This is a genomic window from Pseudonocardia ailaonensis (assembly GCF_039531635.1).
GTDB lineage: Bacteria > Actinomycetota > Actinomycetes > Mycobacteriales > Pseudonocardiaceae > Pseudonocardia > Pseudonocardia ailaonensis.
On the sequence record NZ_BAAAQK010000027.1, the window covers coordinates 39,454 to 50,725 of the forward strand.

At 73.0% G+C, this 11,272-nt stretch carries 9 protein-coding genes; all 9 read right to left on the reverse strand.

What is annotated here, in order from left to right:
• Positions 1–62: 62 nt before the first annotated feature.
• The gene (locus tag ABD324_RS32080) at positions 63–1,121 is read right to left on the reverse strand and encodes an amidohydrolase family protein (protein WP_344425833.1); all 1,059 of its coding nucleotides are present in this window, start codon (positions 1,119–1,121) and stop codon (positions 63–65) included.
• Positions 1,121–2,656, reverse strand: coding sequence for a signal recognition particle protein (gene ffh, locus ABD324_RS32085; RefSeq protein ID WP_344425836.1), 1,536 nt, complete (start codon positions 2,654–2,656; stop codon positions 1,121–1,123). The genes ABD324_RS32080 and ffh overlap by 1 nt, the downstream gene beginning before the upstream one ends.
• Before the next feature lie 21 nt (positions 2,657–2,677).
• The gene (locus ABD324_RS32090; protein WP_344425839.1) at positions 2,678–3,268 is read right to left on the reverse strand and encodes an AAA family ATPase; all 591 of its coding nucleotides are present in this window, start codon (positions 3,266–3,268) and stop codon (positions 2,678–2,680) included.
• A gap of 129 nt (positions 3,269–3,397) precedes the next feature.
• Entirely contained in the window at positions 3,398–3,736 is a 339-nt protein-coding gene (locus ABD324_RS32095; protein ID WP_344425842.1) for a P-II family nitrogen regulator, read from the reverse strand.
• A gap of 4 nt (positions 3,737–3,740) precedes the next feature.
• Complete coding sequence (locus tag ABD324_RS32100) at positions 3,741–5,009, reverse strand: ammonium transporter (RefSeq protein ID WP_344425845.1); 1,269 nt, start codon at positions 5,007–5,009, stop codon at positions 3,741–3,743.
• 103 nt (positions 5,010–5,112) lie between these two features.
• Positions 5,113–7,524: a [protein-PII] uridylyltransferase gene (locus ABD324_RS32105; RefSeq protein ID WP_344425848.1), complete on the reverse strand. Its 2,412-nt coding sequence runs from the start codon at positions 7,522–7,524 to the stop codon at positions 5,113–5,115.
• A 150-nt stretch (positions 7,525–7,674) separates the two neighbouring features.
• The gene (locus tag ABD324_RS32110; protein WP_344425851.1) at positions 7,675–8,013 is read right to left on the reverse strand and encodes a P-II family nitrogen regulator; all 339 of its coding nucleotides are present in this window, start codon (positions 8,011–8,013) and stop codon (positions 7,675–7,677) included.
• Positions 8,010–9,356 (reverse strand): ammonium transporter, encoded by a 1,347-nt coding sequence (locus ABD324_RS32115; RefSeq protein WP_344426009.1) that lies wholly within the window; start codon positions 9,354–9,356, stop codon positions 8,010–8,012. Before ABD324_RS32115 ends, ABD324_RS32110 begins: the two co-directional genes overlap by 4 nt.
• 263 nt (positions 9,357–9,619) lie before the next feature.
• Complete coding sequence (gene ftsY, locus ABD324_RS32120) at positions 9,620–11,269, reverse strand: signal recognition particle-docking protein FtsY (RefSeq protein ID WP_344425854.1); 1,650 nt, start codon at positions 11,267–11,269, stop codon at positions 9,620–9,622.
• Positions 11,270–11,272: the final 3 nt, after the last annotated feature.

An 11,272-nucleotide genomic window follows, 5' to 3' on the forward strand; every position in this document is an offset into this window, starting at 1 on the left:
GCGTGATCACGACGTCGGACCGATCGGTGCGGATTTCCGCACTTATCGGTCCAGCACCACGATCAGTAGCTTTTCCCACCCAGCAGGACGAGCTGGGGGTGGGTGAGGATCGCGGGGTTCTCCCGCGGGTCCTCGGCGTAGACGACCAGGTCCGCCGGGGCGCCCGGCTCGAGCCCCGGACGTCCCAGCCAGGTGCGGGCGGCCCAGGAGGCCGCGCCGACCGGATCGGGGTGCCCGGCGTCCCGCAGGGCGAGCACCTCGTCCGCGATCCGGCCGTGCCGGATCCCGCCGCCCGCGTCCGTGCCCGCGAAGACCCCGACGCCGGCGTCGATCGCCGCGCCGACGGTGTCCCGGACGCGTCGGTGCAGGTCCAGCATGTGCTCGGCGTACACCGGGTACTTGCCGGCGCCCGCGGCGATGCCCGGGAACGTCTCGATGTTGATCAGGGTGGGGACCAGGGCCGTCCCGTGGGCGACCATGAGATCGATCAGCTCCTCGGTGAGCCCGGTGCCGTGCTCGAGGCAGTCGATGCCGGCCTCGATCAGCCCGGGCAGCGCGTCCGTCCCGAAGACGTGGGCCGTCACCCGGGCGCCGTGCGCGTGCGCCGCGTCGATCGCGGCCTTCAGCACGTCGTCCGGCCAGAGCGGCGCGAGGTCGCCCTCCCCGCGGTCGATCCAGTCCCCGACGAGCTTGACCCAGCCGTCGCCCTTCGCGGCCTGCTCGGCCACGGCCTCGGGCAGCAGCGCGGGATCGTCGAGGTCCAGCGAGAGGCCCGGGATGTAGCGCTTGGGGCGGGCCAGGTGCCGGGCCGCCCGGATGATCTCGGGAAGGTCCGGACGGCCTTTCAACGACGACGTGTCCGTGGGCGAGCCGCAGTCCCGCAGCAGCAGCGCACCGGCGCCGCGTTCCGTGACGGCCTGCTGCTCGCACTCCTCCGGCGTGGCGGGCTTGCCGCCCGTCGCGATCCCGACGTGGCAGTGCGCGTCCACCAGCCCGGGGACGACGAACGGCGCGTCGAGCACCTCGGCGCCCGGCAGCGGCTCCGCGCTGACCAGGCCGTCGTCGTCGACGTACAGGTCCTGCGTGCCGCCGGGGAGGACGGTGCCGCGCAGGTGGAGCACTACTTGTCCTTCTTGCCGAAGTTCAGCTTGGAGATGTCGAAGTCCGCGGGGAGACCGTCGAGCCCGGGCGGGAGCTGCTGCAGGCTCGGCGGCATCTGCGAGAGGTCGGCGCCGAACGGGTTCCCGGCCGGCCGCTGGTTGGGCCGCCCGCCCTTCTTGGCCTGCTTGGCCTTGCGCTTGTTCTTCACCTGCTTGCGGGTGGCCGAGCGCCCGCCCCCGCCGAAGCCGAACTGCCCGGCCATCGCCTTCATCTGCTTGCGGGCCTCGAAGAAGCGGTTGACCAGGTCGTTCACGTCCGTGACCGTGACGCCGGACCCGTTCGCGATGCGCAGCCGGCGCGACCCGTTGATGATCTTCGGGTCGTCCCGCTCGGCCGGGGTCATGCCGCGGATGATCGCCTGCAGCTTGTCCAGCTGCTTGTCGTCGACCTGCGCGAGGGCTTCCTTCATCTGCGCCGAGTTCGCGCCCGGAAGCATGTTCAGGATGTTGCCGATCGGCCCCATCTTGCGGATCGCGAGCATCTGCTCGAGGAAGTCCTCCAGCGTGAGCTCGCCGGTGGAGATCTTCTGGGCGGCCTTCTGCGACTGCTCGGCGTCGAAGACCTGCTCGGCCTGCTCGATGAGGGTGAGCAGGTCGCCCATGCCCAGGATCCGGCTCGCCATGCGGTCCGGGTGGAAGACGTCGAAGTCCTCGAGCTTCTCGCCGTTCGACGCGAACAGGATCGGCTGGCCGGTGACCTCGCGGACGCTCAGCGCGGCACCACCGCGGGCGTCGCCGTCGAGCTTGGTGAGCACGACGCCGGTGAACCCGACGCCGTCCCGGAACGCCTCGGCCGTGGCCACCGCGTCCTGGCCGATCATGGCGTCGACCACGAACAGCGTCTCGTCCGGCTGGACGGCGGCCTTGATCTCGGACGCCTGCGTCATGAGCTCGGCGTCCACGCCGAGGCGGCCCGCGGTGTCGACGATGACGATGTCGTACTGCTTGTCCTTCGCGAACGTGATGCCGCGCCGCGCCACGTCGACCGGGTCGCCGACACCGTTCCCCGGCTCCGGCGCGAACGTCGGCACGCCGACCCGCTCGCCGACGATCTGCAGCTGGTTGACGGCGTTGGGGCGCTGGAGGTCGCACGCCACCAGGAGCGGGGTGTGGCCCTGCCCCTTGAGGAACTTCGCGAGCTTGCCGGCCAGGGTCGTCTTACCGGAACCCTGCAGACCGGCGAGCATGATCACGCTCGGTGGCTCCTTGGCCAGCGCGAGCCGCCGGGTCTCGCCGCCGAGGATGCCGACGAGCTCCTCGTTGACGATCTTGACGACCTGCTGCGCCGGGTTCAGCGCCTGGCTGACCTCGGCGCCCTTGGCCCGTTCCTTGATCCGCGCGATGAACGACCGGACGACCGGCAGCGCGACGTCGGCCTCCAGCAGCGCGATGCGGATCTCCCGCGCCGTGGTGTCGATGTCGGCGTCGGACAGTCGTCCCTTGCCACGCAGGTCGCGCAGCGCTCCGGAGAGACGGTCGCTCAGGGTGTCGAACACGCAGTCGAGTCTACGGACCCGTCACCTCTCGAGCACGAGCCCCCGCGCCGCCGTCCGGCGGTCCACGACGACCGCCCCGTCCCAGGCCTCTCCGAGATCCGCGGCCACGATCCGCCCCGCCGTCCCCTCGGCGCGCGCCGTGTGCCGGGCGAAGGACTCCCGCTCGACCACGCGCCCCCGCTCCACCTGCCCGCGCAGCGCCTCCCCGGGCTCGACGTCCACCCAGACCAGGTGCGACGACCGGCCGGTGAGCCGGGCCAGGGCGAGCACGGCCCGACGGAGCCGCGCCGAGGTCGCCGGCAGGTGCAGCACCACGACCGGCGTGGCACCGAGCGCCGCACCCACCGCCGCGGCCCGGTGGGTGAGGTGCACGAGCGGTCGCAGCCGCGCGTACGGCACGCCGGGGAACAGCCGCCCGAGCCCGCCGCGGAACGTCTCGGAGTCGAGGACACGCACCCCACGCGTACCCGGCAGGCTCCGCAGCAGCGTGCTCTTCCCTGCCCCCGGAACCCCCGCGACCAGCACCAACGCCCGCCCGGGCACCGCGAGGCGGACCGAGCCGGGCAGCGGGCGGCGCGGGGTGTCGCCGGGTGCGGGCAGTGCGAAGGTCATGGGCGGCCAACGAGCCATCTGTCCGGTTCGTTCCGTCCGGGTGGATCCTCACAGCCGGGCCACAGGACGTCGCAGACGTGTGTTTCGGCCTACCGAAGGTGCCGACTCGCGGGTCGTGGGGGCGGCGGGTCAGAGGGCGTCGGTGCCGCGTTCGCCGGTGCGGACCCGCACGATCGACTCGACGTCGGTGACCCAGACCTTGCCGTCACCGATCTTGCCGGTGCGCGCGGCGTCGACGAGGGCGTCGACCACCCGGTCCGCGACGGCGGCGTCGACCACGACCTCGACCTTCACCTTGGGCACGAAGTCCACCTGGTACTCCGCGCCCCGGTAGACCTCGGTGTGGCCCTTCTGGCGGCCGAAGCCCTGCACCTCGGTCACGGTCATGCCCAGGATGCCGAGCTTCTCGAGGGCGTCCTTGACGTCGCCGAGCGCGAACGGCTTGACGATCGCGGTCACCAGCTTCATGGGGTCAGCTCCTGTCCAGCCCGCCGCGCGTGCGCAGCGGAGAGTATTCGTAGGCGCTCTCGGCGTGCTCGGCCTCGTCAATGCCGCCGGACTCCACGTGCTCCGGCACCCGGAACCCGACCGTCCGGGAGATGATCCACGACAGCAGCGCGGTGAGCGCGAAGGCCCACGCCGCCGCGACGAGGACGGCAACCGCCTGCGCCCCGAGCAGGGAGAACCCGCCCCCGTAGAACAGCCCGTCCCGCCCGGCGGGGTTGACCGACGAGGTGGCCACGAAGCCCATCAGGAGCAGCCCGACCACCCCGCCGACGCCGTGGATCGCCACCACGTCGAGCGAGTCGTCGTAGCCGAGCTTGTACTTGAGCCGGATGGCCAGCTGGCACACGAGGCCGGCCGCGACACCGATCAGCAGCGCCCCGAAGGTGTCGACGTACCCGCAGGCCGGGGTGATGCCCACCAGACCGGCGACCGCCGCGGACGCCCCGCCGAGGCTGGTCGGGCGCCCGTCGAGCCGGTGTTCCAGGGCGAGCCAGGCGACGACGGCCGCGGCCGACGCCGTCATCGTCGTGAGGAAGGCGTTGCTCGCCACGGCGCCCGCGGCCAGCGCCGATCCGGCGTTGAACCCGAACCAGCCGAACCACAGCAGGCCCGCGCCCATGATCACCGACGGCAGGTTGTGCGGGCGCATCGGCTCGTGCGGCCAGCCGCGGCGCTTGCCCAGCACCAGGGCCAGGGCCAGCGCAGACGCCCCGGAGTTGACCTCGACGGCCGTCCCGCCGGCGAAGTCCAGCGCGTGCAGGGCGTTGGCGAGCCAGCCACCGTGCGCGGACACCGCGCCGTCGAACGAGAAGATCCAGTGCGCGAGCGGCAGGTAGACCACGATCGTCCAGAGGGCGACGAACAGCGTCCACGGCCAGAACCGCGCCCGGTCCGCGATGGCGCCGGACAGCAGGGCCCCGGTGATCACCGCGAACATGAGCTGGAACATCGCGAAGGCCTGCAACGGGATACCCCCGACGACCGTGTCGACCTGTCGCAGCCCGGCGAACTCGAACCCGCCGATCAGCCCCGCGTGGCTGTCGCCGAACACCAGCGAGAAGCCGAACAGGACCCAGATCAGCCCGATCACGCCCAGGCTGACCAGCGACATCATCATCATGTTGAGCACGCTGGTGGCCCGCACCATGCCGCCGTAGAAGAACGCGAGGCCGGGCGTCATCAGCATGACCAGTGCCGCGCAGCCCAGTACGTACGCCGTGTTGCCGGTATCCATGCCCGCTCCCCTGCCATCGGCCGGGAGCATGATCCGAACCGCAGGTTACGGCTGCGTTTCCCCAGGTTTCGTCGACATGAAGCGGGACGAGGGTTGTGTCACGTCACCGTTTCGGGGAGGTGCCCTCCCGGTTTCCCGCGGCGGCGAGCACGGCCCGCTCGATGCGTTTGCGGTCCAGGCGCGGCACCTCGCCGTCCGGCCCGGGTCCGGCCACCCCGAACGAGTCGACGACCGACGAGCCCAGCGTCGCCACCCGCGCCCACCGCACGCTCACGCCCTCGGCCTGGAGCGCCCCGGCGACGCGGTGCAGCAGGCCGATCCGGTCCGTACCCCGGAGCTCGAGGACGACGGCGCCGGTGGCCTCGTCGTCGAACCACAGCACCCGGGGCGGCACCGTGCGCTCGACCTCGTCCGACGACGGCGCGTAGTCCCGTTCCTTGCGGGCCAGCGCCTCGCCGAGCGACAGGCCGCCGTCGAGGACCCGCACGAGGTCGGCGCGCATCAGCGCCGGATCGGGCAGCCCGCCGAACCGCGGGGACACGGCGAACCGCGCGACGGCGACCTCGCCCTCGTTGTGCAGCTCGGCCGCGTGGACCTCGAGCGAGTGCAGCGCGAGCACGCCGGCGGAGGCGGCCAGGGCGCCCGGCCGGTCCGGCGACCCGACGACGACGGTCGCGAGCTCGGGATCCGCGATCAGGCGCAGCTGCGGGCGGCTCTCCTTGCCCACCCCGGTGACGACCTCGGCGATCGCCTCGGCCACGGCCTCGACGGGCATCTCCGGCTCGGGATCGGGCTCCCCCACCATCCGCGCGCGCAGCCTGCCGGTGAGGTCCCGGATCAGGGCCCGCTTCCACGGGCTCCAGACGCCCGGGCCGGTGGCCAGCGAGTCGGCCTCGGCGAGCGCGTCGAGCAGGTCGAGCAGGAGCGGGTTGCCGCCGAGCGTCTCCACCAGCCGGTCCAGCGTGGCCGGGTCGTCGAGGTCACGGCGGGTCGCGGTGTGCGGGAGCAGCAGATGGTGGCGGACCATCGCACCGAGCGTGTCGACGTCCCGTTCGGCGAACCCGAGCCGCCGCCCGATCTGCACGGCCAGGGACTCCCCGACGATCGAGTGGTCGCCGTCGCGCCCCTTGCCGATGTCGTGCAGCAGTGCCCCGACCAGCAGCAGGTCCGGACGCGAGACGCGGGTGGTCAGCCGCGCCGCCTGGGCGCAGGTCTCGACGAGGTGCCGGTCCACCGTCCACACGTGCGCGCGGTCGCGCGGCGGCAGGTCCCGCACCGCGCCCCACTCCGGGAACAGCCGCCCCCACAGGCCGGTGCGGTCCATCGCCTCGATCACGTCGACCATGCCCTGCCCGGTGCCCAGCAGCGAGAGCAGCTCGCCCAGCGCCGCGCGCGGCCACGGTTCCCGCAGCTCGGGGGCGGTCTCGGCGAGACGGTGCAGGGTGGCGGCGGCGACCGGGAGGCCGGTGCGGGCGGCGGTCGCCGCGACCCGCAGGACGAGCGCGGGATCGCGGTTCGCGGCGGCGTCGCGGGCGAGCGTGACCTCGCCCAGGTGCTCGACGACGCCGGAGTCCAGCGGGCGACGCACCGGCGGCCTGCGCAGGGCGGACAGCCCGCGCCGCGGCAGGGCGGCCCGGGCGGAGCGCAGCCCCACCTCGGCGGCGAACGCGACCGCGCGCGCGGCGCCGGACAGGGCGCGCGCCAGGTCGAAACGGTCCCCGAGCTCGAGGATCGTGGCGATCTCGTCCGCCTCCTGGGCGCGCAGCACGTCCCGTGCCCGGCCGGCGAGCCGGTGGAGCTCGGTGCGGACGTCGAGCAGCAGCACCCGCGCCTCGGCGACCTCGCCCGAGGGCCGGTCGACGAGCTGCGCGGCGGCGAGATGATCGAGCAGCTGGATGTCGCGGAGCCCGCCGTGGCCGGACTTGAGGTCGGGCTCGATGCGGTGCGCGACGTCCCCGGCCTTGGCCCAGCGGTCCCGGGCGCCGTCGGCGATCTCGTCGAAGCGGCTGCGCATCCCGGCCCGCCACGCCTGCCGGACGGCCTGCTTCACCTTCTCCGAGAGCGCCGGGTCGCCGGCGATGTGCCGCATCTCCAGCAGCCCGTAGGCGGCGCGGAGGTCCGTCGTGGCGACCTGGACGGCCTGGCCCGGGGTCCGGACGGAGTGGTCGAGCCCCACACCGGCGTCCCACAGCGGGTACCAGAGCTGCTCGGCGATCCGGTCGACGTCCTTGCGGCCGTCGTGCAGCAGCACGAGATCGAGGTCCGAGTAGGGCACCAGCTCGCGCCGGCCCAGGGCCCCGACGGCCACCAGCGCGGCCCGCTCGGTGACCCCGATCGCGGCGCAGCGCGAGGAGAGCCAGAAGTCGTGCAGGTCCACCAGCGCCGTCCGCAGCGCGTCCGGCGGCAGGCGCCGCCGGGTCCCGCCCTGCTCCAGCAACACGGCCTTCGCCCGCACCAGGTCGTCCGCCGAACCCGCGACCGGTCCCGATCCCGGCCCTGATCCCACAGCTGTCACCGACTCGCCTTCGCCATCCGTCCCCGTGCGTCCAGCAGGTCCACCGTGCTCGTCCCGACCATCATCGCCGCTTCCGCCGCGCAAGGGACGAGACGGCCCCGGGGCCCGCCGCGCGGGGTGGCGCGACGGGCCCCGGGGACACGCAGTGCGTCAGATCGCGTCGGACCCGCGCTCACCGGTGCGGACCCGCACGACGGTGTCGACCGGGGAGACCCAGACCTTCCCGTCGCCGATCTTGCCGGTGCGGGCGGCCTCGACGACCGCGTCCACGACCTTGTCCGCGAGGGTGTCGTCCGCGACGACCTCCACCCGGACCTTCGGCACGAAGTCCACCGAGTACTCCGCACCGCGGTAGACCTCGGTGTGACCCTTCTGGCGGCCGTAGCCCTGGACCTCGGAGACGGTCATCCCGAGGACCCCGATCTGCTCGAGGGCGCCCTTGACGTCCTCCAGCACGAACGGCTTGACGATCGCGGTGATCAGCTTCACTGGCTCACGCCTTCCTTGCTCGGGGCGGCGACCGCAGCGGCCTGGGCCGCGGCGTGCGAACCGGCCAGGCCACCCAGGCCACGGTGGCTCGAGAAGTCGTACGCGGTCTCGGCGTGCTCGCTCTCGTCGATGCCGGCGACCTCCGCCTCCTCGTCGATCCGGATCTTGCCGCGGAAGATGCCCTTGACGATCAGCGCGATGATGAAGGTCAGGATGCCCGAGTAGAGCAGGACCGCGAGCGCACCGACGGCCTGGCGCCAGAGCTGGTCCGCGCCGCCGCCGTAGAACAGCCCCGCGACCGCGGCCGGGGAACCCGGGTCCGCGAAGAAGCCGACCAGGACGGTGCCGGCGATACCGCCGACGAGGTGGACACCGACGACGTCGAGCGAGTCGTCGAAGCCGAACCGGTACTTCAGACCCACGGCCAGGGCGCACAGGACCGAGGCGATGGCACCCAGCGCGATCGCGCCGAGCGGCGAGACCGAGGAACAGGACGGGGTGATCGCGACCAGACCCGCGACGATGCCGGAGGCGGCACCCAGCGTGGTGGCCTTGCCGTCCCGGATCCGCTCGACGACCAGCCAGGCGAGCATCGCGGCGCAGGTGGCGACGATCGTGTTGACCATCGTGAACGCGGCGGTGCCGTTCGCACCCAGGGCCGAACCGGCGTTGAACCCGAACCAGCCGAACCACAGGATGCCGGCGCCGAGCATGACCAGCGTGAGGTTGTGCGGGCGCATCGGCTCGCGCGGCCAGCCACGGCGCTTGCCGACGATGATGGCGAGCGCGAGGGCCGCCACACCGGCGTTGATGTGGACCGCGGTGCCACCGGCGAAGTCGATCGCCTTGAGCGAGTTGGCGATCCAGCCGCCGACCACCGAGCCGTCGGTGGAGGTGAACGCGAAGACCCAGTGCGCGACCGGGAAGTACACGACCGTGGCCCAGATGCCGGCGAACAGCAGCCAGGCGCCGAACTTCATCCGGTCCGCGACCGCACCCGAGATCAGGGCGACCGTGATGATCGCGAACGTGGCCTGGAAGCCGACGAACACGAGCGCCGGGATGGAACCCGACAGGGTGAAGGAGATCGCGTCGCCGGTGTACGTGCCGACGAACAGGCCCTTGAGGCCCCAGAACTCGGTCAGGCTGCCGAGCAGCCCGCCGCCGACGTCGTTGCCGAACGCCAACGAGTAGCCGTAGAGCACCCACAGGACGCCGACGAGGCCCATCGCCGACAGGCTCATCATCATCATGTTGAGCACGCTCTTGCTGCGGACCATGCCGCCGTAGAAGAGCGCCAGCCCAGGCGTCATGAACAGCACCAACGCGGTGCTGGCGAGCATCCACGCGGTATCGCCGCTGTTGAACGCGTCCACGGAACTCCCTCCCGTATTCGTCACCGCACCGACCCGGCGCAGCAGGTGCCGGAATCTTCTGAGCGCGATGTTTCGGGAAAGTCCGCCGCGTGTTTCGCGGCCGTGAACCCCCGCCCTCCGGGGGTTACAGCCAGGTTTCCTGCATGGAGGGTGAGGACGCGGTTGCTGTGCGTGACGACATCCGTGACCGATTCGTGGCCCGGGCTGCGGCGCAGGTCACTTTTCGCAGGTCACTTCAGGAGTGCGTCCACGAACGCACCCGGCTCGAACGGGGCCAGGTCGTCCGGTCCCTCGCCGAGACCCACGAGCTTGACGGGGACGCCGAGCTCGCGCTGCACGCGGAACACGATGCCGCCCTTCGCGGTGCCGTCGAGCTTGGTCAGCGCGATGCCGGTGACCTTCACGACCTCGCCGAACACCCGCGCCTGCACGAGGCCGTTCTGGCCGGTCGTGGCGTCGAGCACGAGGATCACCTCGTCGACCTCGGTCTGCTTCTCCACGACCCGCTTGACCTTGCCCAGCTCGTCCATCAGGCCGGTCTTGGTGTGCAGGCGGCCCGCGGTGTCGAGGATGACGGCGTCGACCCCGTCGGCCGTGCCCCGCTTGACCGCGTCGAACGCGACGGCGGCGGGATCCGCGCCCTCGGCCCCGCGGACGACGACGGCGCCGGCCCGCTCGCCCCAGGTCTGGAGCTGCTCGGCGGCGGCGGCGCGGAAGGTGTCCGCGGCGCCGAGCACGACGGTGCGCCCGCCCGCGACCAGCACCCGCGCGAGCTTGCCGGTGGTGGTGGTCTTGCCCGTGCCGTTCACGCCGACGACGAGCAGGACGCCGGGGCGGCCGTCGTGCGGCAGCGCGCGGATCGAGCGGTCCAGGCCGGTGTCGAGGGCCTTCGTGAGCACCTCCTGCAGCAGCTGGCGGGCCTGCTCCGGGGTGCGGACGGCGCGGGTGGCCAGCTCGGTGCGCAGGGTCGCGATCAGCTCGGCGGTGGTCTCGGGGCCGAGGTCGGCCTGCAGGAGGGTCGCCTCGACGTCCTCCCAGGACTCCTCGTCGAGCTCGCCGCCGCCCAGCAGCCCCAGCAGGCTCTGCCCGAACGCGGACCGGGAGCGGGAGAGGTTGCCGCGCAGCCGCTCGAGGCGGCCCTCGGCGGGGGCGATGTCGGTGGGGGTGGCGGGCGCCGTGTCCGCCGGGGCCGTGTCGGTCGGCGCGGTGGCGACGGGGTCGCCCTTGCCGGGGGCCTCAGGGTCCGGGGTGGCCGGGATGCCGTCCGGCGGGGTCGCGGTGTCGGGGACCCGGACCACGGGGACGCCCTCCGGGGGCGTGCGGGCCTCGGTGGCCGTGCCACCCGCGGGCATCCCGCGGGGCGGGGTGCGGACGTCGTCCGCGGTGCCGGTGAGCTCGTCGCCGGGGGCGCGGGTGGGGGCCTCGGGCGCGGACGGCTCGTCCGGGGCGACCGTGGCTCCGGGCGCGCCTTCGAGAACGGCCTCGTCCGCCGCGGTCGTCTCGGGCTCGGCAGCCTTCTCGGGCTCTGCCGTCTTCTCCGGCGCAGCAGCCGTCTCAAGCGCGGCCGTCTTCTCCGGCGCAGCAGCCTTCTCGAGCTCTGCAGCCTTCTCGGGCTCGGCAGCCTTCTCGGGCTCGGCAGGTTCCTCCGGCCGCTCCAGCGTGGGCGTGCCGGTGCCCCCGCCGCTGCCCGCGCTGAAGTCGAACCCGCCGCTGGCCTTGTAGGTGCCGCCCTGGCGGGGCTTCTCCTCGACCGCGGTGGCGGCCTCCTGCTCGCGCAGGCTGATGCGCCGCCTGCGGCCGAGGGTGACGCCGGCGACCAGGGCGATCAGGACGACCACCACGACCACGGCGACGAGGATCCAGAGGGTCTGCGTCGTCACTCC